Below are 24,736 nucleotides of genomic sequence, written 5' to 3' on the forward strand. Positions count from 1 at the left end.
CTGTATGTTTCTAATGGGTTTGTGATTGAACTCATTTGGCTAAATTTACAAACTAAGCGCTATATTGCGCCCTTTATCTGGCCAGCACCTATTTTATAAAAGATTTTCACCCTATATAAAGCGATAAAATCTAGAGCTATTGGGCTAAATTCAATATAAGACCCAAATTGCACAATATATTCAAAAGGTTGGCTATTTGCTTATGACGCAAGTTTTGCCCGTAATTCTCTGTGGGGGGTCTGGAACTCGTCTTTGGCCGCTTTCCCGCTCTGGATTCCCAAAGCAATTCTTGGTGCTTTCTGGCGATGGCTCAAATCAAAGCCTCTTTCAACAGGCGATTGGCCGCATTCATTCGGTTGCTGGCAAAGACATTAGCCTAGGTAAGACAGTCATTGTTACCAATGAAGAACATCGCTTTTTAGCGCTCGATCAACTGCGTGAATTAAAAGCAGTTGAGGCCACTTTATTGTTAGAGCCTTCTGGTCGTAACACTGCTCCTGCATTAACGCTGGCTGCACTATACGCACAAGAGCAAGGCGGCACAAATAGTGACCCGATTTTGGTAGTGACGCCTGCAGATCAAACCGTTACCAATCCTGCGGCATTTACAAAGGCATTGGCTCAAAGTATTGCGATTGCCAAAGAAGGTGCCATTGCTATTTTGGGTATTACACCAACCGCTCCTGAAACAGGGTATGGCTACATCAAAGTTAGTGGTGATACTGGTGATGCAGGTCTGGTAGTGGAGCGTTTTGTAGAGAAACCAAACGAAGCGACTGCGAAGCAATACTTGGCTGAAGGTGGCTACTACTGGAACGGCGGCATGTTTGTTCTCAAGGCTAGTGTTTGGTTAGCTGCATTAAAAGAATACCGTCCTGATATTTTGGCTGCAACCGAAAAAGCATGGCAGGGCAAAGCAAGCGATGCCTCTGGTGATGCTGTGTTTATTCGTCCTGCAAAAGAATTGTTTAATGCCATTCCAAGTGAGTCAGTTGACTATGCCGTCATTGAAAAATGTCCAGGCAAGTTGCCCATCAAGATGGTAGAGCTTGATGCAGGCTGGAATGATTTAGGCGCATGGGATGCCGTGTGGCAAGTTGGCAAGCAAGATGCCAATGGCAATGTCACTAATGGCGATGCCTTGCTGACTAACTCTAAGAATTCACTCATTCATGCAAGTAGCCGTTTAGTCAGTGCCGTGGGCGTAGAAAATCTGATCATCGTAGAGACTGCGGATGCCGTTCTGGTGGCCGATCGCAAAAATAGCCAAGATGTTAAAAATATTGTTGGCCAGCTTGAGACGCAAAAGCGTGAAGAAAAGAATTTGCATCGCAAAGTGTCCCGCCCCTGGGGCTGGTATGACAGCGTGGATGAGGGCGAGCGTTTTAAGGTAAAGCGTATACAGGTAAAACCTGGCGCGAGTTTGTCATTGCAAATGCACCACCACCGTGCTGAGCATTGGATTGTGGTCAAGGGTACTGCAGAGATTACCAACGGCGATCAAGTACTTTTACTCACGGAGAATCAAAGTACCTATATTCCTCAGGGCCAGACGCACCGCTTGGCCAACCCGGGTAAGACTCCACTAGAAATCATTGAGGTGCAGTCCGGCAGCTATTTGGGTGAAGACGACATTGTGCGTTTTGAAGATACCTATGGCCGCAGTTAATGAATCATCATTATTTAGTAAATATTCAGTAAAAATAGAAGAGTCAATATATGAGTAAGCAAAAAGTCGCGTTAATCACTGGTATCACTGGTCAAGATGGTTCTTATCTTGCTGAGTTCCTTTTAGAAAAAGGCTACATTGTTCATGGCATTAAGCGTCGCGCCTCTTCTTTTAATACCGAGCGTATTGATCATATTTATCAAGATCCGCACATTAATCACCCCGATTTGATTTTGCATTACGGCGATTTAACGGATACCAGTAACTTGGTACGCATTATTAAAGAGTGCCAACCGGATGAGATTTACAACTTAGGCGCTCAGTCTCATGTAGCCGTCTCTTTTGAGTCGCCAGAGTACACGGCTGATGTCGATGCGATTGGCCCGTTGCGCATGTTAGAAGCCATTCGTATTTTGGGTCTAGAAAAGAAAACCCGCTTCTATCAGGCGTCGACTTCCGAGCTTTATGGATTGGTGCAGGAGATTCCACAAAAAGAAACGACCCCGTTTTATCCTCGTAGCCCATATGCAGTAGCAAAAATGTACGCCTACTGGATTACTGTGAACTACCGTGAGGCTTATGGCATTTATGCTTGTAACGGCATTTTGTTTAACCATGAGTCTAAGCGCCGTGGGGAAACTTTCGTGACTCGCAAAGTCACCCGCGGTTTGGCCAATATTGCCCAAGGTCTTGAGAAGTGTCTTTATATGGGCAATATCGATGCCTTGCGTGACTGGGGTCATGCCAAAGACTATGTGCGTATGCAGTGGCTGATGCTTCAACAAGATAAGCCAGAAGATTTTGTGATTGCTACTGGTGTGCAGTTTACCGTTCGTGAATTTATTATTCGTAGCGCCAAGCAATTGGGCATTACCTTGAAATTTGAAGGGGCTGCCGAAAATGAAAAGGCTATTGTTGCCTCGATTGAAGGCGATAAGGCTCCAGCATTAAAAGTAGGTGATGTGATTGTGCAAATTGACCCACGCTACTACCGTCCAACGGAAGTGGAAACGCTCTTGGGTGATCCAACAAAGGCAAAAGAGAAGCTTGGCTGGGTCCCAGAAATCACTCTTGATCAAATGATCGTTGAGATGGTGGCCAATGACTTAGACAAGGCCAAGCAACATGCGCTATTGCTCAAGCATGGTCACTCTGTAGCTGTTGGTAAAGAGAATTAATTAAAAAATGGCCCTAGATTTAAATCAAAAGATATATGTAGCTGGTCACCGTGGCATGGTGGGTTCTGCCATTGTGCGCAACCTTAAGGCCAAGGGTTATACCAATATTGTTACTCGCACCCATGCCGAGCTTGATCTCACCAATCAGGCGGCTGTTGAAGCCTTTTTCAAAGCGGAGAAGCCAGATCAAGTTTATTTGGCCGCTGCGAAGGTAGGGGGTATTTATGCCAATAATACTTTTCCGGCAGAATTTATTTACGACAACCTCATGGTGCAAAACAATGTGGTGCACCAGGCTTTTGCCCATGGCGTTAAAAAGTTGCTATTTTTAGGTTCAAGCTGCATCTATCCTCGCATGGCTCCGCAGCCAATGAGTGAAGATGCCCTCCTGACTGGAAAGTTGGAGCCAACCAATGAGCCGTATGCGATTGCCAAAATTGCAGGCATTAAATTGTGTGAAAGCTATAACCGCCAATATGGCCAGTCTCACGGTGTGGATTACCGCTCAGTGATGCCAACTAATTTATACGGTCCAGGTGATAACTATCACCCTGAAAATAGCCACGTCATCCCAGCACTCATCCGTCGTTTTCATGAAGCAAAAGTGGCTAATGCGCCAGAGGTGGTGATTTGGGGAACGGGCACTCCGAAGCGTGAGTTTTTGTATGTTGATGATATGGCGGCAGCTTCCGTGTTTGTAATGGAGTTGGATAAATCAGCTTACGATGCCCAAACTGAGCCCATGCAAAGTCATATTAATGTGGGGTATGGGGATGATGTCACGATTGCCCAGCTTTCCTCTGCTGTGGCTAAGGCTACCGGCTATCAAGGCAATATTGGTTTTGATACTTCCAAGCCTGATGGCACACCGCGAAAGTGGATGGATTCCAAACGTCTTAATAATTTAGGCTGGAAGCCACAAGTTGATTTAGAGCGCGGTCTTGCTTTAGCTTATGCGGACTTTTGTAAAGAAGTTGCCTGATCGTTCATGATCAATGGGTAAGCTGGCTAACTGGACTCTAGCGCTTGCGCAAAAGACGGTCACTCGCCTAGATCGTCAGCAAGAGTCGGTCAAAGTATTTCTAAAGCATGATTACGAGTTTTCAATAGCCAATACACGCCTTGTCTCTAGTCGGGGTTTATTGGCAAACTGCGACGTGAAGTCATCAAACCCGATTTCTTCTGAAGTCGATCAAACTTACTTGGACAGCATCCCTCGGCAAGTCGGTGCTTTAGAGCACCTAGATCGACCAGTCAGTATTTATGTTTGCTCGGATGGACTCTCTTATTTTGCTCAGAACATACTTCCCAAGTTGCAGCAAGTATTTGTACTGGTCAGTGGGGATAGCGATTTGGCAATTTCCGCCAAGACCTTAGGTGGTGATTTTGAGGCAATTGCAAATCATCCTTTATTAAGCGTCTGGTTTGCACAAAATACAGATGAAACCCACGCCAAAGTGCATCCACTGCCTATCGGCTTGGATTTTCATTCGCGCTGGAGAGATGCTCAGATTTGGGGTGGTGGTTTTATTCTCCCGTCGATGCAAGAGGCGGAGCTACGCCACATCTTGAGTCAATCGCCACCATGGACGAAACGAAAAATGCTCGCGTATTGCAATTGGGGGGTATCTGTTGATCGTGGTGATCGCATGCAATGCAAAGAGCAAATGCATCCTCAAGCCTACTTTTATCAAACCCAACGCTCAAGTCGAACTGATACGTGGGTAGAGCAAGCCCAATATGCTTTTGTTACTAGTCCAAGTGGTGCTGGTTTAGATTGTCACCGTACTTGGGAGGCTTTAGCCTTAGGTTGTGTGCCTATTGTGAAGCGCTCGCTGATGACTGAGGTATTTGAGCAATTGCCGGTAATGGTTGTAGATAATTGGGCGCAAGTCAACCCGCAGTTATTGCACAGTGAAGCAGCACGTTTAAGTGCCCAAACCTTTGACTTCTCAAAGTTGTTGTTAAGTTACTGGATTCATCGAATCCATCAGGCAGATGTTATGCCTTCACTATGCTTGACACTAAATCAGACTCAAAACTTATTGATATGAGTGCTTCCTCACTAAATACCCTAGTGCCTATTACTCAAGCGACCGTATTGCTTGCTGGGACAGCTCGTGATGTTGCTGCCCATATTGGCTCTGAAATGAGTCATTTAATTGCGGCTACAAAGCAATTTAAACAAGTCTTTGTATTGGTAGTGGAAAGTGACTCTTCTGACAATACGGTATCAGTATTGGAGGATTTAAAGAAGAGTATCCCCAACTTTGATTACTTGGCTTTGGGTAAGTTATCGGAGCATATTTCAAGCAGAACCGAGCGCCTAGCGCATTGCCGCAATCAAGTTATTGAAGCTGTTCGTAATAATCCCTTGTATGCAGCAGTCGATTATGTGATGCTGGCCGACCTAGATGGCCTGAATTCTGAATTAACTGCCTCGGCGATTACCAATTGCTGGAGTGGCGCCACTCCTTGGGATGTGGTGACTGCGAACCAGCTTGATTTTTACTACGATGTCTATGCACTACGTCATCGTGACTGGTCACCTAGCGATTGCTTGTCCCAGCAGATTCGCTTGGAGCCTGTATTGGGTCATGATGCTTCGATTAATTTATCCGTTTGGGCTAAGCAAGTGAAGTTACCACCCGAGCGCGGTTATATTGAGGTCGAATCCGCTTTTGGTGGTTTTGCAATTTATAAGAGGTCAGCTTTTTTAGCTGGCACTTACATTGGTCGCATGATCGATGATGGTCAAGAAAAAGATGTTTGTGAGCATGTGGCTATGCATGCTGCTATTCGCAAAGCGGGATATCGAATTTTTATTAATTGCGCTCTAATCAATTGCAAGAGACCAGCAGATCCAAATCAAAAGCAGAAACAATCTGGCTTAATGATGAGCGGTATTAGAAGCTTGGGCATCATCTTGTTTGGCAAGAAGCGCTTTAAAAAGTATCTCGATTTACTGGCGCCATAATTCTCGACCTGATGATTGATTACCCAATAATTTTTTTGAGTTTTCGTTTTAAAGACTGTTTACGCTTCTCAATATATTGCTGAAAAGCATATGGCGCATAAGCCCAATAGGTTATTTCGTTTGTTTTTAAAAAGGTTGCCATACAGGCCTTGGCAGTTCCTTGAAAATGCAAGGCCGCCACTGGAATTGCTGTATTCGAGCTGCCGAGATAGGCTTGGTACTGCCCGTTCTGAGTGGTGATCTTCTTAAGGTGAACATTGCTTACCATCTCAAATTCATGATCAAAACAATTTCCAGTTTGATTCAGGTTGTTATCAAACAGAGGTAATCCGTAAAGATGGGCATCGGCTAAATTCAAAATATTCAGGTTAGTTCTTTGCCATAGATAAAGTGCAGTCATATCGCAAATACCGCCAGGGATTTTGTGTATTTGGTGGTAAGTGTATTTTTCATCAAGCAGGCGCCTGCTATCGCCCTGGTAGAGTTGACCTAGAAATAGAATGAATTGCTGCAGGCCACTCAAGGTCCAATAAGAGCAATGTGGAGAAGATGCGAGTACATAGTCTTCTTGATGGGGCGTTGAAAAGGCAGCTTCACTTTTTTGAATTAATGGATGCCCTTGTACTTTGGATAAGTCGGCAGTTAATACCAGGTCACTATCGATCATCCAGAAATGATCAAGCCCTAATTGTTTAGCAACTTCGTACAGATAGAAGTAGCGTTTAAAGCATAAGAGCTCAAATTCCCGGGTCGCCGTCGACATATGTACATAATGGCGCTCAAATTCCTCATAAAGTGGCAGTGAAATCTGACTATCTTCATAGAATTGATCACAGATTTGGCCTGTAGCCGCATCATTGCCAATCAGGATGGCCTGGTTGCCAAATTTTTTGACAAATTGAGCGGCAATCTTGAGGTAATCCTGTGATCCATGGTGAATCACGAAGACGGTTGCGGGGGTTGGGTGTGGCATCAGTAAATTTAGGGGCTGTAGGCTGCTATTAGGGCTCAATGTACTGCTATTAATCGATTAAAATCAAGACATTATGCCAATCTAGTGTGGGTTGGCGACCTTTATGCCTTTATGAACCTTCAAGACCGCCAAATTCTGTTTCGCTTACTGAGCTATTTGCGGCCCCATTACAAGCTCTTTATTGCCTCGATTTTGGCAACTGTGGTGGTAGCGGGTTCTGAAACCTCGATTCCGGCACTCATGAAGCCACTCTTGGATGATGGCTTCACCGGGAAAATGAACCATACCCTCTGGATGATTCCTTTCCTTTTAGTCGGTTTGGCTATGGTGCGAAGCTTGTCACAGTTTGCATCCAATTACTTGCTGACTCGCATGACCAACAACATCCTGCTTACCTTACGCGAGCAAATGTTTAGTCGTTTAATGCATGCAAAGTCAGATCTTTTTTTAAAGAGCACAGCATCAAATTTAATTAATGCTGTGGTCTTTGAGGTGGGTAATGCACTTTCAGTGATGGGCAGTTTATTAATTAATCTTTTGCGTGATGCGCTTACGGTAGTTGGATTATTGGGTTACTTGCTTTACTTAAATTGGCGCCTCACATTCTTGGTGTTAGCAATTTTTCCAGTTGTAGCATTTCTATCAAACAAGATTAATAAGCGCCTAAGAAAAATTAATCGACAGCAACAAGAGATGACAAGTGAGCTCGCTTATATTGTTGAGGAATCTTCTGCCGGCCATAAATTAGTCAAGCTGCATGGTGGGCAGGCTTATGAGATGCGGCGCTTTATGGATCGCGCAAAGACTCTCTATCAGTTCTCTATGAAATCTGCAGTAGCAGGGGGCATGAATCAACCGGCAACCCAATTAATTGCCTCTACAGCACTCTCGCTGGTATTGGTTGTGGCGCTGATGCAGTCGTCCTCTCAAGGCACTACGGTAGGAGAGTTCGCTTCCTTCATTACGGCAATGATGCTCATTATTTCCCCCATTAAGCATATTGCAGATGTGGGTCAACCGCTGCAACGGGGTTTTACTGCGGCTGAGATGGTCTTTGAATTAATGGATCAAGAGATGGAATCGGATCCCCAGAAAAAAGACCAAGAGATATCTTTAGAAATTGCTAAGGGAAAAATTCGTTTTGATGATGTTTCATTTTCTTATCAACAAAGCGATGATCGTGCAGCAGCCATACAGCACTTTGACATGACTATTGAGCCAGGTGAAGTAATTGCTTTAGTGGGGCCGTCGGGCGCTGGTAAAACAACGCTAGTAAATTTGTTGCCCCGTTTCTTAAGACCCAGCTCTGGGAGCATCTATTTGGATGATATTGGCTTAGACAATCTTGCATTAAAAGATTTGCGTCGTCAGATCTCCTTTGTCGGCCAAGATGTCGTCCTGTTTAATGATTCCATTGCAGTGAATGTTGCGTACGGTGTATCGCCAGAGAAAATTGATCGAGCAAGAGTTACGCAAGCGCTAGAGGCAGCTAACCTCACCAATATGCTTGCTGAGTTGCCAAATGGTATCGATACCGTTATTGGCGATAACGGCAATCAGTTCTCTGGTGGACAGCGTCAGCGTTTGGCCATTGCTAGAGCAATTTATAAGAATGCCCCCATCCTTATTTTGGATGAGGCTACTTCAGCCCTAGATTCCGAGTCAGAACGTCAGGTTCAAGCTGCCATGGATCGATTAATGGCTGGCAGAACTACGATTGTGATTGCCCACCGGCTATCAACCATTGAGCATGCGAATCGTATTGTGGTGATGGAAAAAGGCAAGATTGCTGAATTGGGCACCCATGAGCAATTAATTGCAAAAGATGGGCTTTATGCACATCTGCATCGCTTACAATTTTTAGAAGCTTAACTAGGTCGCAATTGTGAATATTCTTCTAACGGGTGGTTTGGGTTATATCGGTAGCCATGTGGCTGTGGTATTAACCGAGGCCGGCCATCAAGTGACTATTTTGGATAATCTTTGCAATTGCAAGATTGAGGTGTTAGATCGCTTGGAAAAGATTCTGGGGAAGGCGCCCGCATTCACTAAGGGTGATATTCGGGATCAGGCGCTCCTAGAGTCGATCTTAAAACAAGAAAAAATTGAGGCAGTCATTCATTTTGCTGGGTTAAAAGCAGTTGGAGAGTCTGTAAAAGAACCCCTCATGTATTACGAGAACAATGTTGGTGGAACAATTTCGCTTCTGCAGGCAATGAAAAATTGCTAAGTAAAGACCATTGTTTTTAGCTCCAGCGCTACAGTCTACGGAACACCTCAATATCTGCCCCTAGATGAGGAGCATCCAACCAATCCAGAAAGTCCTTATGGGCAGACAAAATTACAAATCGAAGAAATCCTAAGGGATTTGGCGAAATCCGATCCGAGTTGGAAAATGATTGCTTTACGTTACTTTAATCCAGTAGGAGCGCATGAGTCAGGTCTTATTGGCGAGGAGCCCAATGGCATTCCAAACAACTTGATGCCTTATGTTTCTCAAGTTGCCGCAGGAGTCTTGCAGCAACTCAAAATATTTGGCGACGATTACCAAACACCAGATGGCACTGGTGTTCGTGATTACATTCATGTCATGGATCTTGCTGAAGGGCATGTTTCAGCACTCGAGTATCTATCAAAGGGTGCCCCTGCATTTTCAATTATGAATTTAGGTACTGGTGGCGGTTGTAGTGTTTTAGAGCTTGTCAATTTGTACGAAAAAGCCTCTTCTCAAAAGATTGCCTATGAGATAGCCCAAAGAAGAGCGGGTGATATTGCCTCTTGCTATGCTAATGTAGACAAAGCAGCCGCCCAAATGGGTTGGAGGGTAACGCGCTCTTTATCGAAAATGTGTGAAGATTCGTGGCGTTGGCAAAGTCAAGCTAAGGCGCCAGGCAAATGAGCATCAACATAGTAACCCAATCTCAACAAAGCGCTTTATCCAAGACCCCTAATTTAGTAACGCTTTGCTTATGCTGGAACTTTGTAGTTTTGTATGGCATTTGGTTGCAGCCGCATACAGTATTTGTTCGTCATACCAGCTTGATCATCGGCGCATTGTTGGGCTGCTGGGTTATTTCACAGAACTGGAAATTGTTTTTTCAGATCAAAGCTTTGCCGATTTGGCTCATCGGCCTACTTTTGGTTTGGGTCACTATTCATTTGTTGTTCATTGGCCAGGATCATAGTGCTCAACTATTTGAGTACACGCGTATTTGGAAAAAGATAGCCTTGAGTATTCCTTTTGGCATTGGATTGGGAATTAGTCTGCTTAAATGTTCGGATGATTTTGAGAAAACTAATAAATATTGGCGCATTATTTATTTTGGATTTTTGACGCCAAGTATTGTTTACTTTATTAAGCTCTTGGCTACCAAATTTGCTGTGGTGTTGGGATACCAAACCCCTGCATACTTAATTCTTTCGCCAGATCATATGAGTGATATCTGGGGTGTATCAAGAGCAGCCTATGTTTTTTTCTGCTTACCTGCTTACTTTGTAGCAATATCTCAGCTATCTAAGGTGCTTACTCAGCATTGCTGGGAATTTAAGAAAAACATCTTGTATTGGATTGCATTGGTTTTGGTCCCTGCGATTATGTTTATCGAAAATGACCGTACAGGAGTGCTTTATTGCGCCTTGGGTATTCTTTTCGAACTCTTTCTTTTTTTAAAGAACTCTAAGTTCAATGCAAAAGGTGCTAAACGCCTGCTAATTTCTTTGGCACTTGTAACTGCTTTGATCTTATTTGTCGCATCAAGTCTTCAGAGAAATCCCTTGTGGAGCACTCTCATAGCTGATGCTAAGCTAGCCGTTCAAGTTGATAAATATGACTACTGGAAACATTTAGAAAGTACTGCTAATGTACCGCCACTTCTCAATGAGTTAGGTGTTCCTATAGCTGAATCAAATTTTGATCGAATTGCATGGGGTATTCGTGGAGGTCAATTAATTCCTCAACATCCACTTGGATACGGTTTAATGACGCTCTCTTTTGGCCGTTTAAATGCCATTGACTTCCCTGGCTCTCGAACCAATATGAGTCACAGTGCTTGGCTCGACTTTACATTGGGCTATGGAATCCCAGGCTTCTTACTTTTATTTGGGGCTGCTTGCTTAGTTCTCAAAAATGCAAAAAACACCCCTTTACCTTGGCAGACCCTGATCTACTGGACCCTAGGATTTATGACCTTGCTATTTTTTACTAAAGAGCTTTCGTCAGAGATATTTATGAATGCCTTTATTTTTTTGCTAACCATGTTTTCATCTTTGTCTCTAAAAATTAAGCCGACTAATTAGCTTCAAAGAGATTATTCCTTTTGCGCCTATCTCTAGCGATAATTTAGGGTATAGACTGTTAAATATTGGCGAGTTTTATCGAAATTCTCGGTGAGTACCTAATATAATTAGGTATATATGGACGAATTCTAAATTAGATTTTTAATTAGGGATGTAGCTTAATTTTATATTTAGATATTCTCTATTCGCTTTGTAGATAAGAAAAATTCCGATACTTTAGGATTTTTGTTATTCACGGGCCATCAGAAGTATTCATAATGATTAATTTTTTTGAAGATGGGCATTTTATGATCCCTTATGGCAAGCAAAATATTTCTGATGAAGATATTCAGGCTGTTGTCGATGTCTTAAGGTCTGACTATTTAACTCAGGGTCCAATGGTCCCTGAGTTTGAAAAAAAGGTTGCATCATACTGTGGGGTTAAGTATGCAGTAGCGGTGAACAGTGCTACGAGCGCTTTGCATATTGCCTGCTTATCTTTAGATGTTGGGGCCGGGGATATTGTCTGGACAAGTCCTATTACCTTTGTTGCTAGCGCTAATTGCGCCATCTATTGCGGTGCACAAGTTGATTTTGTGGATATTGATCCGCTGACCTACAACATGAGTATTGACTCCCTAGTCAAAAAACTTGAGAAGGCCAAAAAGAGTGGCACCCTTCCAAAAGTTGTTATACCCGTACATCTGGCTGGACAGTCATGCGATATGAAAGCAATTCATCAGCTATCGGAGCAATACGGCTTTAAGATTATTGAGGATGCTTCGCATGCGATTGGCGGCTCTTATCACGATACAAAAATTGGCAGTTGCACTTACAGTGACATTACGGTTTTCAGTTTTCATCCAGTGAAAATTATCACCACAGGGGAAGGCGGTATGGCCTTGACAAATAATCAATCCCTTGTCAAAAGAATGGCTAGATTGCGGAGCCATGGCATAACACGTTACCCGGAGGAAATGACTCATATTCCTGATGGACCATGGTATTACCAACAAATAGAGCTTGGGTTCAATTATAGAATGACTGAAATTCAAGCGGCTTTAGGGTTTAGTCAAATGAGTCGTTTGGATAGCTTTGTTTCAGAGCGCCATGAGGTTGCAAAACGCTATGATCAATTGTTAAGTAATTCTGGTATTAAGTTGCCCTGGCAGGATTCTCAGTCAGTCTCCGCATTTCATTTATATGTTGTTCGTATACCGGTTGACCATGCAAGTCTTAATCGTAATGCTGCCTTTGATAATTTGCGTATTGGTGGCGTTGGGGTCAATCTACATTACATACCCGTGTATAAACAGCCCTATTATCAAGCGATTGGATTTGATGAGCGTGATTTCTCAGAATCTGAGCGGTATTACGAGGAGGCAATTAGTTTGCCAATGTACCCCGGACTAGAGTTAATTGAACAAAAAGAAGTGGTTCACTTGTTGACGGGTTCTGCCGGATATCAGACCATCTTCTAAGTATGCTTTTCCTTCTAAATAATTCCTTGAATGGTTAATAGGCCCTCAATTTTATTGACGCTTAGGCGTCTTTGGGCTCATCTGAGCGCTAGACGCCACACGCAATTTGGTTTGTTATTGCTACTTATCATTTTGGCCTCTCTCATGGAGGTATTTAGTATTGGTGCAGTTTTGCCTTTTTTGGGGGTTATGACTGCTCCAGAATATATTTTTAATCATCCTCGCGCCCAATGGTTTATTCATTTTTTCCATATCGGCGATGCTCGAGATCTCCTGCTTCCGATTACGCTCGGCTTTGTGGTGCTGATTTTGATGTCTGCTTTGACCCGCTTATTATTGGTATGGGCTACCGCACGTTTAACCTTTGCGGCTGGCGCTGATTTGAGTATGGCTATTTATAGGCGCACCCTTTATCAGCCTTATACCATTCATATCTCCCGAAATAGTAGTGAGGTAATAACGGGCATTACCGCTAAATCATACCGATTGATTCATAACGCGCTATTTCCTGCCACTATTATTTTGAGTTCGACCGTAATGATAGTCATAGTGTTATCGATTTTGATAGCGTTTAAGCCAATTATCTCTCTGGCAACATTTGGCGGCTTTGCTGCAATTTATTTGGGCGTCATACTCTGTGTTAAGCGTCGTATGTATCTTGATAGCGAGCTTGTTGCGCGAGAATCAGTTCAAATCGTAAAAGCTTTACAAGAAGGATTGGGTGGAATTCGCGATGTATTGATAGATGGGGCACAAGAGCAGTATTGCAAAATATATCAGGATGCTGATCTTCCGTTGCGCCGCGCACAAGGAAATAATGCATTTATTGCTTTGAGTCCACGACTTTTAGTCGAGGCTATTGGAATGGTATTGGTAACTGGGATAGCTTATGTGTTAAGCCAGCAGCCTGGCGGCCTAGCCATTGCTATTCCTATCCTTGGAGCGCTTGCAATAGGTGCACAACGACTTTTACCAGTATTGCAACAGGCTTATGGGGCTTGGGCATCATTACAGGGTGAGATGGTATCTGTGAATGACGCCATCAATCTTCTTGATCAGCCGCTCCCCAGGTGGTCGACGCTACCCAAGCCTTTACCCATTAGTTTTAAAAATAAGATTGAACTGCAAAATATTTTTTTTCGTTACAACGATTCGGAGCCATGGACTCTAAGAGATATTACTCTTGCGATCCCTAAGGGATCACGCATTGGTTTTATGGGCTCTACTGGCAGCGGCAAGAGCACGTTATTAGATCTCATAATGGGCTTGCTGCATCCTACGCGGGGTGAGCTATTGGTTGATAACCAATCAATCACTGTATCCAATATGCGTGCTTGGCAAGCTGGTATTGCTCATGTTCCTCAAGCAATTTTTTTGGCAGACTGTAGCGTTGAAGAAAATATCGCTTTTGGGGTTCCTAAAGATCAAATTAACAAGGAACGCGTTCGCAGTGCGGCTTTGATGGCTCAGGTTGCTGACGTTATAGAGGCATTGCCACATGGATACGAAACCTTAGTGGGTGAGCGAGGTGCTAGACTTTCGGGAGGGCAGCGGCAACGCATTGGAATTGCACGCGCTTTATACAAAGAGGCATCGGTTATTATTTTTGATGAAGCCACAAGTGCTTTGGACTCGGATACTGAATCTGCCGTTATTTCATCCATCGATCAATTTGGTGCAGATGTTACCGTACTCATGATTGCACACCGCCTCACCACATTATCCAGTTGTGATCATATTGTTGAATTAGCTAATGGCGCTATATTGCGACAAGGTTCTTATAAAAATATGGTTGAGGAAATTTAGTGGGCTCAATTAATCGCCTTGCTATTGGCACAGTGCAGTTCGGCATTCCATATGGAGTATCAAATGCAAACGGAAAGGTTGATATAGCAGAGGCTGACCGCATACTTAAGTATGCAAAATTACATGGTATTGATACTTTGGATACGGCTATTGCCTATGGGGAGAGTGAGACTGTACTGGGTAGGCTTGGGGTAGATAACTGGAATGTGGTTTCTAAACTTCCATGCATCCCTGAAGATGTTCTAAATGTGCAGGCGTGGGTCGAGCAAGAAGTGTTTGCCACCCTGGAGCGCCTCCGCATTCATAATTTGTATGGCTTGTTACTTCATTACCCTAATCAGCTGACCGATGCTTTAGTGGGGGACGAGCTCTATAGCGCACTTCGATCTCTTAAGGAACGGGGGTATGTTCAAAAAATTGGCGTATCGGTGTATTCTCGCAATGAAATTTCCTCATTGATGAGAGGAAGAGAGTTTGATCTGATTCAAATACCGCTTAATATTATTGACAGATCCTTTGTGGATTCTGGATATGCAAAAAATCTAAAGGCTAGAGGTATTGAGATACATGTCCGCTCAATATTTTTACAAGGTTTATTGCTGATGGGTGGCAAGCGCCCCCAAAAGTTCGATTGTTGGCGCTCCCTTTGGCAGCAGTGGGAAGAGTGGCTTTTATCAAATGCAATTACGCCTCTTGAGGCTTGCCTTCGCTATGCTATGTCTGTATCAGAAATCGATCGCGTTGTGGTGGGTGTTGAATCCTTAGAGCAACTAAAGGAGATTGTGAATGCTGTAGATGGTAGCTTGCCGACTTTACCCAATTGGGGTATGCCAATTGATGAGGATTTATTGAATCCTGCTCGCTGGAGTTTATTATGAAAATTGTTGCCATTGTTCAGGCTCGCATGGGATCTACTCGATTACCAGATAAAGTCATGAGACTCATTCAGGGTCGTCCGATGATTGAATTGTTGCTCAGTAGGCTTTCAAAGTCTGCTGAGATTACGCAAATTGTAGTGGCCACTTCTGATGATCCAAAAAATCAATCTTTAGTCGATCATGTCCGTAATTTGGGTTATTTGTGTGTACAAGGCAGCGAGAATGATGTTCTTTCTCGCTACATGAGAGTTGTTGATCTGGTGGATCCGGATATCATTATTCGAATCACTGGGGATTGTCCATTGGTTGATCCGCAATTGGTGGATGAGTTTATTCGTGCTTATAGAGTTGGGCAGGTAGATTATTGCTCAAATGTAAACCCGCCCTCATATCCGGATGGTCTGGATATCGAAGTATTTTCAGCCTTAGCTTTGCGGCAAGCGGCCTTAGAAGCGAAAGACTCATTTGATCGGGAGCATGTTACTCCGTACTTAAGGCGTTCTGAGGACTTTAAGAAAATCAACTTATCTCAATCTGAGGATCTTTCAGATCTTCGTTGGACTGTTGATGAGGCGCCAGATTTAAAGGTTATCACCTCCGTCTTTGATTATTTTTCTCCAAATATACATTTTGGATGGAGGGAGGTCTTTGAGCTACAGCGCGATCATCCTGAGCTATTTGTTGCAAATCATCAACTAACAAGAAATGAGGGGGCCGTCATGGGCACAGGTCAAAAACTTTGGAAACGCGCTAAGAACATTATTCCCGGCGGCAATATGTTGCTTTCTAAGCGCGCGGAAATGTTTTTGCCTGATGGGTGGCCCGCTTACTTCAGTAAGGCTAAGGGGTGTGAAGTGTGGGATTTAGATGGCAATCACTATACCGATATGTCAATTATGGGAATCGGCACAAATACGTTAGGCTATGGGCATCCTGAAGTGGATGCAGCAGTGCGTAATGTGATTGATCTGGGCAACATGTCTACACTCAATTGCCCGGAAGAGGTTTACTTGGCTGAGCGCCTAATTGAAATTCATCCCTGGGCCGACATGGTGCGCTTTGCCCGCTCTGGTGGCGAGGCGAATGCAATTGCAATTAGGATTGCGCGAGCTGCTTCGGGTAAAGATAAGGTGGCTGTGTGTGGATATCACGGATGGCACGATTGGTACCTTTCGGCTAATTTAGGTGACGGTGAAAATCTTGCTGGGCATTTATTGCCAGGCCTTGAGCCCAAAGGCGTGCCAAGTAATTTGAGAGGAACTGTTTTCCCATTTAACTATAATAATTTTGCAGAGCTTGAGGCGTTAGTTAATCAGCATGATATTGGTGTAATTAAAATGGAAGTTGTAAGAAATAAGGGGCCTGAAGATAACTTCTTGCAAAAGGTTCGCCAACTTGCAACAGATCGTGGCATCGTCCTTATATTTGATGAGTGCACCTCAGGCTTTCGAGAAACCTTTGGCGGGCTTCATAAAAAATACGGTGTAGAGCCTGATATGGCCATGTTTGGTAAAGCAATGGGTAATGGCTACGCTATTACCGCTACCATCGGGCGTCGTGAAATTATGGAGGCGGCACAAAGCACTTTCATTAGCAGTACATTTTGGACTGAACGTATTGGCCCCACTGCAGCGCTAAAAACTCTTGAAGTGATGGAGCGAGAAAAATCTTGGGAAACCATTACGTCTATAGGTAAAGATATTCGTGAGCGTTGGCAAAAACTTGCGGATAAGCATAATTTAAATATTGAGCATTGGGGACTACCTGCTTTAACTGGATTTAGCTTTAAAGGTGAAGATGCCTTGGCTTACAAAACTCTTATCACTCAAGAAATGCTTGCGAAAGGTTTCCTAGCCAGCAATTGTGTTTATGTATGTACTGAGCATACGCCTGATGTAGTGGAGGGGTATTTTGATGCTTTAGCCCCGATTTTTGCAACTATTAAAGAATGCGAAGAGGGAAGAGATATTCTATCTCTATTAAAGGGCCCTGTTTGTCATGGCGGATTTAAAAGGTTGAACTAAAGATTGTCAGCAAGTTTAGCTTTACATAAGGAAGGCATCTATCGACCTGATATTGATGGCTTAAGGGCAGTTGCTGTTCTGCTTGTTATTGCATTTCATGCCTTCCCCTCATATATCCATCATGGATATATTGGAGTCGATGTATTTTTTGTTATCTCCGGCTACCTGATTACGGGAATACTGTTGCAGGGTAGATCTAAAAATTATTTTAGCCATTTAACTGAGTTTTATGGCCGCCGTGTAAGGCGGATATTTCCAGCCCTATTAATAGCGCTTATAGTTACGGCTCTTGCTGGCTATATGGTGCTTTTGCCAAGTGAGTTTAAGTCCTTAACGAGTTATTTGATCGCAAGTTCAGCATTTGTTACTAATGCAGTTTCATGGATATCTTCAGGTTATTTCGAAAAAGCAGCTGAAACTAAACCTCTATTGCATCTATGGTCACTAGCTATTGAAGAGCAATTTTATATATTTTGGCCATTACTACTGCTTTGGTTAAGTCGCCAAACAAAATCCATAAAGCTTCAACACTGCATTCTGATGCTATTTGTCATGTCTTTTGTCTTTGGCTTGTTTCTTACTTATATAGACCAGCCTCTAGCTTATTTTCATCCGCTATCTCGTACATGGGAGTTACTTGCGGGTGCATGGCTCGCAACTCGCACTCAAAATTTAAGTCCCCCTCTGGGGGCAATTGGCGTTAATTTAGTTACAGCTATAGCTGTCGCTACGCTATTTTTTGCCGGAGTCTTTGTGGGAAATTCAGGAGCATTTCCGGGATTTTGGGCTTTGATTCCAGTAACTTCTTCAGTTCTTCTTCTTGCGTTTGCTCCACAAAGCTGGCTGGGAAAATATTTTTTATCAAACCCCTTAATGGTTTATGTAGGTCGAATTAGCTATCCATTGTATTTATGGCACTGGATAGTTCTAGCATTCTTGCGTATTGAGCATCCCAGTCCTTCGCGATTCTTAACTATTGGGGCTATAACTATAAGTTTTATTCTTGCCTCAATTACTTATCATTTTATAGAGTACCCATTACAAAAAAAGCCTTTGAGACGAGTGGCCCCAGTATTGGCCTTATCTATGTTTGTATTGTTTATTTGTAGCGGGTTAGATTATATTTTTAACTTTTCTAACAAACGACTTACACCGCTTCAAATTGCTCTTCAAAGTGAGTATGACCCTCGACCCGCCTATCGATATCGTAATTGTTTCTTGGATAGCTCAACCCAAGAATCCACAGCATTTTCTCGGAACTGTATGGTGCAGAGAGATGGTGACAAAGTAAGCATTCTATTGTGGGGTGATAGTCTTGCGGCTCAGCTATATCCGGGACTTTCTTTATTGCAAGAAAAGCATTCCTTGGCAATAAGTCAACTAACGGCAACTTCTTGCCCTCCATCAATATCAAGTCGCTATCCTGAGCGTGGGCATTGCGACGAAATTAACGCAGCCTCTGTCAAAATTATTAGCAACCTACATCCAGATATAGTAGTAATAAATGGGCGTTGGGATGATGAGGCCCAAAAGCAAATCACACAAGTTGTCGAGTTTCTCAGATCAATTGGTATAAAAAAAATAATCTTAGTAGGGCCTACCCCCGACTGGGCTCCCGACCTTCGGGCCATTCTGTCGCGCATGAATTTTCTTGATGGAGTATTGCCGGAATATTTGAATGCTCCAAGCGGTTCTTGGTCGAAAACCTTATCCCAAACTAAAAATTTACAGGGCATAACCCATGCCCTTGGAATTAATTTCTTTGCTCCAATTGATATCTTATGTCAGGATAAGATGTGCAGAATCAAGATTGCAAATACGTTGCCAGATGGCCTAGTGGCAAGTGATCATGATCACTTAACTGCCTTGGCATCAGAGTTTTTATTAAGAGATCCTCGCGCTACTGAATTATTTACGAGAAAGGAATGATATGTCAGTAGACAATCTGCAGCATATGCTTGAAAGTAATTTTTTGGAGTGGATTTCAAATTTATCCAATCAACGTCGAATTGATGCTTTATCGACTAATTCAAAAAAAGCGCTAAGTCGATTATTAAAAAGCGAAATAAATAGTACCCCAACCTTTGATCTACGGGATAAATTTGAAAAAGACTTATACGCATTTGATATAAATTTAAATCAAATCGTTTCTGAAATTCTTGCAACTAAGTTTGGAGTCAATGGTGTAGATAGCCTGCATAAAGCTGACGTTGGTTTTTTTGCTTGCAGGCCCTCGATTTATGAGCTTGAAAATATTCAGGAAACATTGCAAAAAAATGGCTATTGCTCGTCACCTATTTTTTTAGATCATGAACAATTAGATCTTTTGGTTGATGGTCTGAAGAAGCAGATTTTTAAAACAAAAGGAATTCAAAAATATGCGTTGACGGGAAACCAGATTTTTGAATCTAGCTCAAAAAAGGGGTCTCCACCAACGGATGATGGTGATACCTATTGGCTGGATGATATGGATCAATTGGCCCGCGACCCTCTTTTTATAAAACTTGCATTTGATCCATATATTATCGATGTAGCAACACGCTACTTGGGTTGTCCACCTATTCATGTGCAGACTAATGCATGGTTCAGTTTTCCTGGGAAAGTCTCAAAAAATAATCTCTCTATGAATGGGCAACTCTTTCATCAAGACAAAGAGTTTGTGAAGTTTTTTAAAGTATTTATTTATCTTAGCGATGTTAAGCCTGCTCAAGGACCGCATTGTTATATTGAAGGCAGTCATCACGATGAACTTCATTTAAAAGGTGTTCCACTTTCGGGTAGAGTTAGTGATAATGACATTGGAAAGTATTATGATAAAAATCGCATCAAAACTGTGGTTGGGAGTGCGGGGTCAATCCTTTTTGGAGACACCTCATGCGTGCATAAAGGATGTGCTGTAACTAGCGGGATGCGAGTAATGCTTCAACTTGAGTATGCTTCATCCCTTTATCTATCGCCGACCACACCCTTTTCGGATTTTAATGATCCAGAAGGCGTTTTAGATCAATATCCATCACAATTTAGTCATCGTTTAATTAGCTCTTACAATTCAGAGCATAGAAAGCTCTTTCAAAAGTATCATGAGTTGCGTTTAGAAGATAGAAAGAAAATTACTTTTAAGGGTAGACTTGCTAAACTCAAGCAATATTTACTTAAATGATTTTGTATAACCTCATTGCAGGGCTTAGGTGTTTAAATGTCTTTAAGTGTTGCCTTCAGAGTTGATGCCTCTAGTCAAATTGGGACTGGCCATGTAATGCGTTGCTTGACATTGGCTGCCCATCTTAGGAGAGGTGGGGCTAATGCGACATTTGTCATGCGGCAGCATGAGGGTCATCTTGGGGCAATGATCAAAGCCAATGGTTATGAAGTTATACAACTCCCAAAAGCGCCCACCCAAACTAGGGTTAGCTATACCCAAGCATATGAGGCCTGGCTTGGGACCACTTTCGATGTTGATGCCGATGATTTTATTAATGCTACGAAGGATAAATGTTATGACTGGATTATCGTAGATCATTATGCGTTAGATTATCGCTGGGAGTCTAAAGTTCGATCTAAAGCTGGACATCTTATGGTAATTGATGACTTAGCAAATCGTAAGCATGATTGCGATTTATTGTTGGACCAAACTTATGGAAGGGTTGCTCATGACTATGAGAGTTTGGTGGGCGAGTCTTCAAAAATTTTGACGGGATCTGAGTATGCTTTACTGCGACCTGAGTTTTCAGGGCTGCGCCAAAAATCTTTAGAGAGAAGAAAAGATGGAAATATTTCAAGAATATTAATTAGCATGGGTGGAATTGATTTTCACAACTCAACCGTTGCAATATTGGATGCGTTAGCAAAAGAACCATTGTCGGACGAAGTTGAAATTTTAGTGATTATGGGGCGCAATGCTCCTTGGATTGATTCAGTTAACGCTAGGGCCTCTACCATGCCTTTTTGTACAAAAGTTGAGGTTGATGTTGCTGATATGGCTGAGAAGCTATATCGCTGTGATCTAGCTATCGGAGGTGGCGGTGCGACTGCATGGGAGCGTTGTTGCTTGGGGGTGCCAACAATTTTGGTCATCTTGGCTGAGAACCAGCAATTTGTAGCTCGATCATTGTATGGCGCTAGAGCCGCTCTAGTTGTCAATGATGTGGAATGCATCCCTCATAAATTGCCCCAATATTTAAGTATCTTAAGTGATAAGTGGGCCATTCAAAAGATGCAAATAGCCGCTAGCTCAATAGTTGATGGGGTGGGTGCGGAGAGGGTTATAAAAGAGATGTATAAAATTCATGGGTCATAATGCTCAAATTCAATCTTCTCTTAGGGGTATGAACGATGCGGATCTTGATATGGTGTTGAGCTGGAGAAATCATATTGAGGTCCGATCTTTTATGTATACGCAACATGAAATTAGCCGAGAAGAGCATCTCCAGTGGTATAAGCGAGTCATAATGGATTCGAGTAAGCATCTGCTTATATATGAGGAGGATGGTATTCCTCTGGGCTTTGTTAATTTTTCAGCAGCCCCAAACAAGCAGGAGTCGCTTTGGGGGTTTTATGTAAAACCAGGCTGCTCAAAAGGCTTGGGGCGTCGAATGGGTTTATCTGCATTAAGATATGGTTTTGATGTCGCTATGTTTCACAAAATAATAGGCCGCTCATTAGTAGAAAATCAAAAATCTATCAGATTTCATCTTTCTTTAGGTTTTAAAAGTGACGGGGTGATGCAGGAGCGGGGGTCGAATGAATTACCAATGAATATTCATCAGTTCAGCTTGCTGTGCGATGACTGGAAGCTGCTAACACCATAAACTCGATGATGAAAAATTTATCTATAGCCGGTCGATTAATTAATTTAAACTCACCACCCTATGTAATTGCAGAGTTATCAGCAAATCACAATGGGAGCTTTGAGACGGCGTTGCGTATGGTAGAAATGGCTAAGCAAGCTGGCGCCGATGCAATAAAGCTACAGACTTATAAGCCTGATACCATTACCCTAAATGCTGATGGGGATGAATTTAAAATTCGCGGCGGCTTGTGGGATGGAAGAACACTACATGATTTGTATGATGAGGCCCACATGCCATGGGAATGGCATGCTCCACTTTTTGAGCATGCTCGTAACTTAGGCATTACCATTTTTAGTTCTCCCTTCGATAACACAGCAGTTGATCTTTTGGAGAATCTTAATGCACCAGCGTATAAGATTGCTTCATTCGAAGCAATTGATTTACCGCTCATAAAATATGTTGCGAGTACCAGGAAGCCGATGATTATTTCTACCGGCATGGCGAATCAGGAAGAGATTGAGGAGGCTGTAGACGCAGCGCTTACTGGCGGTTGTAATCAATTGGCGTTGCTTCATTGCGTTAGTGCATATCCAGCATCACCCAAGGATTACAACCTAAAAACCATTCCCGACATGATGGAGCGTTATGGTGTAGTTGTTGGTCTCTCTGATCACACCCTGGATAATACTACCGCTATTGCTAGTGTTGCCCTAGGGGCGGTCATTATTGAAAAGCACTTTACTCTTAATCGCAATGGCGGCGGCCCGGATGATAGTTTTTCACTTGAACCAGCCGATCTGATGGATTTATGTCGAGGAGCACGCATAGCTTGGGAGTCGCTCGGTAGAGTTGACTACGGACTGAAATCGTCGGAGCAGGGTAATATCCAGTTTCGGCGTTCTCTATATTTTGTCAAAGATCTGCGGGCTGGGGATGTTATTACTGCCGATGCAGTGCGTAGCGTAAGACCTGGATTTGGTTTGCCACCCAAGTTTCTAGACGCGGTGATTGGTCGACGCGTTTTAGTAAATGTTGCTGCTAACTCCCCTGTTAGCCTAAATTTGCTTGATAGCTAGCAATATCAGCGTTCTAAACCTATTGCTAGGATATTCTGAATATTTAACTAAGAGTGTGCAATGAGGATCCCAAAATTAATTAGGTCTTTTTTCCCAAAAGAGCGCACACAATTATAAAAAGGAGTATTTTGCCCTTATCTTTTAAGTCGCAGCTGGATGTTTAGAAAAGTCTCTTTAACGAATAACCATTTGGCGGCTTGCTGGTTCGCAGAAAGCTAGCCAAATAGAAAATAGCTAATTGCAATTTTGAAAATAGCATATAAAAAACCATGATTACTAATTAAGATAATGGAAAATAATCAGGATACATTACCCTCAGTCCTTACAGTTGGTTTTGACAATGAAGTGCTTTTAGCGCTCAAAACTAAATTCAATGTTGCTTTTTCTATCGCAGATAGTGTGAATGCTGATTTGAATTGGCATGAATTTCATGAGCTCGATATAGATTATGCTAAGCCTTTCATTGATTCCAAGATGCAGGCCTGCCTTCAAAATATCCGGCAACATTACTTACAATTTGTTGACATTAACTCTCGTCGTCACTATTACATACCTGGTCGTGAATCTGAGACATATAACGGATTCCTCATTACTTTTTATAAGGCTTATCAATTACTTACTGAGAAAAAAATTGAACTTATATTGCACGCCAATATTCCTCACGAGGGATTCGATTTCATCATTCATAAGATAGCCTGCCATCTTGGGATCCCAAGTGTGCTCTGCTATCAAAGCCTGATTCCGAATCGATTTTGGTTAACTTCAACAGTTTCAGAATTTGGCTGTCATAGCACCGCCCCAGATCTTTTTGAATTTGAGCCATCGGGCTATAAATTGCCCGATACTTGGTTTTATATGCGCGGAAGCGAGCGAGATTCGTCATACGGTATTGGGGATTTATTCTTTGAGGTTTTGCGTCGCCCTTATCGCTTGCCTCCAGCTTTAGTTCGATTTGCTTATGCATATCAGTTTAGGCGTAATGTGCAAAGACTTACCACCAATTTTATTAAGGGTAACCCATTTATTTATTTTCCACTTCATCTCCAGCCTGAACTGACAACCGCTGCCATTGGAGGAATTTATGCAGATCAAATATTGGCTTTAGAAACTTTAAGTTCTTTATTGCCCTCAAATTATTTAATTTATGTAAAAGAAAATCCGAAGCAAACAGAAAAACAGCGTGGCCCCTTTTTCTATAAAAGGCTTGCTACACTTAAAAATGTTCGTTTGCTCTCTAAGCATGAAAATTCAATTAATCTTATTAGATCAAGTGCCGGCATTGCGACCATTACTGGTACGGCAGGTTGGGAGGCGCTGTTTTATGGAAAGCCAGTCTTAGTTTTTGGAGCTGCATGGTACAGAGAGTTTACGGGTGTAACAATGTTTGGCGATGGGTTTAACATTCAGCATTTTCTAAATTCGGCACCTTCAGAACCAACTGAGTTGGTGGCTGAATTGGATCGCGCATTAAAAAAATCCGGCAAAGGAGTTGTTGATCCTGCTTATCAGGAATTGATTCCTGGATTTGATAAGTTAGAAAATGCTCAATTAGTTGCGCAAAGCATTTTTAAATTTATTCAAGCTCGTACTAAGACTTTGTATAAGTAGA

At 42.7% G+C, this 24,736-nt stretch carries 18 protein-coding genes and 1 pseudogene; 18 read left to right on the plus strand and 1 reads right to left on the minus strand.

Features of this window, described 5'->3' with window-relative positions:
- Positions 1–202: 202 nt before the first annotated feature.
- From ICN24_RS02825 to ICN24_RS02845, 5 genes are read left to right on the plus strand one after another with little or no spacing between them, the layout of a single operon-like run.
- Positions 203–1,669 (plus strand): mannose-1-phosphate guanylyltransferase/mannose-6-phosphate isomerase, encoded by a 1,467-nt coding sequence (locus tag ICN24_RS02825; RefSeq protein ID WP_304609770.1) that lies wholly within the window; start codon positions 203–205, stop codon positions 1,667–1,669.
- 50 nt (positions 1,670–1,719) lie between these two features.
- Complete coding sequence (gene gmd, locus ICN24_RS02830) at positions 1,720–2,847, plus strand: GDP-mannose 4,6-dehydratase (protein WP_216221204.1); 1,128 nt, start codon at positions 1,720–1,722, stop codon at positions 2,845–2,847.
- Positions 2,848–2,854: 7 nt separating this feature from the next.
- Entirely contained in the window at positions 2,855–3,829 is a 975-nt protein-coding gene (locus tag ICN24_RS02835; protein ID WP_216221206.1) for a GDP-L-fucose synthase, read from the plus strand.
- 13 nt (positions 3,830–3,842) lie between these two features.
- A complete protein-coding gene (locus ICN24_RS02840) occupies positions 3,843–4,901 on the plus strand; it encodes a hypothetical protein (RefSeq protein ID WP_216221208.1) in 1,059 nt (352 codons plus the stop codon).
- Positions 4,898–5,824: a hypothetical protein gene (locus ICN24_RS02845; RefSeq protein WP_216221209.1), complete on the plus strand. Its 927-nt coding sequence runs from the start codon at positions 4,898–4,900 to the stop codon at positions 5,822–5,824. The genes ICN24_RS02840 and ICN24_RS02845 overlap by 4 nt, the downstream gene beginning before the upstream one ends.
- A 19-nt stretch (positions 5,825–5,843) precedes the next feature.
- Here the strand turns inward: ICN24_RS02845 and ICN24_RS02850 are convergent, their stop codons facing one another.
- A complete protein-coding gene (locus ICN24_RS02850; RefSeq protein WP_216221210.1) occupies positions 5,844–6,797 on the minus strand; it encodes a hypothetical protein in 954 nt (317 codons plus the stop codon).
- Positions 6,798–6,908: 111 nt separating this feature from the next.
- Here ICN24_RS02850 and msbA point away from each other — a divergent pair, with 111 nt between their 5' ends.
- The 13 genes and pseudogenes from msbA (at position 6,909) to ICN24_RS02915 (ending at position 24,735) form a co-directional block, all read left to right on the plus strand.
- Positions 6,909–8,669 (plus strand): lipid A export permease/ATP-binding protein MsbA, encoded by a 1,761-nt coding sequence (gene msbA / locus ICN24_RS02855; protein ID WP_216221211.1) that lies wholly within the window; start codon positions 6,909–6,911, stop codon positions 8,667–8,669.
- Positions 8,670–8,682: 13 nt separating this feature from the next.
- Positions 8,683–9,696 (plus strand): annotated as a pseudogene (gene galE / locus ICN24_RS02860) (UDP-glucose 4-epimerase GalE).
- Between the two features lie 329 nt (positions 9,697–10,025).
- Complete coding sequence (locus tag ICN24_RS02865; RefSeq protein ID WP_216221212.1) at positions 10,026–11,093, plus strand: O-antigen ligase family protein; 1,068 nt, start codon at positions 10,026–10,028, stop codon at positions 11,091–11,093.
- Between the two features lie 257 nt (positions 11,094–11,350).
- On the plus strand, positions 11,351–12,553 hold the full coding sequence (gene pseC / locus ICN24_RS02870; RefSeq protein ID WP_370623092.1) for a UDP-4-amino-4,6-dideoxy-N-acetyl-beta-L-altrosamine transaminase: 1,203 nt from the start codon (positions 11,351–11,353) through the stop codon (positions 12,551–12,553).
- A 189-nt stretch (positions 12,554–12,742) separates the two neighbouring features.
- Positions 12,743–14,359 carry an ABC transporter ATP-binding protein gene (locus ICN24_RS02875; protein WP_216221213.1) on the plus strand — a complete coding sequence of 539 codons (1,617 nt, stop codon included), beginning with the start codon at positions 12,743–12,745 and terminating at the stop codon, positions 14,357–14,359.
- Entirely contained in the window at positions 14,359–15,237 is an 879-nt protein-coding gene (locus ICN24_RS02880; protein WP_370623093.1) for an aldo/keto reductase, read from the plus strand. The genes ICN24_RS02875 and ICN24_RS02880 overlap by 1 nt, the downstream gene beginning before the upstream one ends.
- Positions 15,234–17,261 carry an aminotransferase class III-fold pyridoxal phosphate-dependent enzyme gene (locus tag ICN24_RS02885; protein ID WP_216221214.1) on the plus strand — a complete coding sequence of 676 codons (2,028 nt, stop codon included), beginning with the start codon at positions 15,234–15,236 and terminating at the stop codon, positions 17,259–17,261. The genes ICN24_RS02880 and ICN24_RS02885 overlap by 4 nt, the downstream gene beginning before the upstream one ends.
- A gap of 3 nt (positions 17,262–17,264) precedes the next feature.
- Positions 17,265–19,190, plus strand: a complete 1,926-nt coding sequence (locus ICN24_RS02890) for an acyltransferase family protein (RefSeq protein WP_216221216.1) — start codon at positions 17,265–17,267, stop codon at positions 19,188–19,190.
- A gap of 1 nt (position 19,191) precedes the next feature.
- Entirely contained in the window at positions 19,192–20,421 is a 1,230-nt protein-coding gene (locus ICN24_RS02895) for a phytanoyl-CoA dioxygenase family protein (protein WP_216221218.1), read from the plus strand.
- A gap of 36 nt (positions 20,422–20,457) precedes the next feature.
- Complete coding sequence (gene pseG, locus ICN24_RS02900; RefSeq protein ID WP_216221219.1) at positions 20,458–21,558, plus strand: UDP-2,4-diacetamido-2,4,6-trideoxy-beta-L-altropyranose hydrolase; 1,101 nt, start codon at positions 20,458–20,460, stop codon at positions 21,556–21,558.
- A 28-nt stretch (positions 21,559–21,586) separates the two neighbouring features.
- Positions 21,587–22,069 (plus strand): UDP-4-amino-4,6-dideoxy-N-acetyl-beta-L-altrosamine N-acetyltransferase, encoded by a 483-nt coding sequence (gene pseH, locus ICN24_RS02905; RefSeq protein WP_216221220.1) that lies wholly within the window; start codon positions 21,587–21,589, stop codon positions 22,067–22,069.
- A gap of 8 nt (positions 22,070–22,077) precedes the next feature.
- On the plus strand, positions 22,078–23,127 hold the full coding sequence (gene pseI / locus ICN24_RS02910; RefSeq protein WP_216221221.1) for a pseudaminic acid synthase: 1,050 nt from the start codon (positions 22,078–22,080) through the stop codon (positions 23,125–23,127).
- 288 nt (positions 23,128–23,415) lie between these two features.
- Entirely contained in the window at positions 23,416–24,735 is a 1,320-nt protein-coding gene (locus tag ICN24_RS02915; RefSeq protein ID WP_216221222.1) for a capsular biosynthesis protein, read from the plus strand.
- The last annotated feature ends 1 nt before the right edge of the window (position 24,736 follow it).

The sequence above is a fragment of the Polynucleobacter sp. UK-Kesae-W10 genome (assembly GCF_018881575.1).
Lineage (GTDB): Bacteria > Pseudomonadota > Gammaproteobacteria > Burkholderiales > Burkholderiaceae > Polynucleobacter.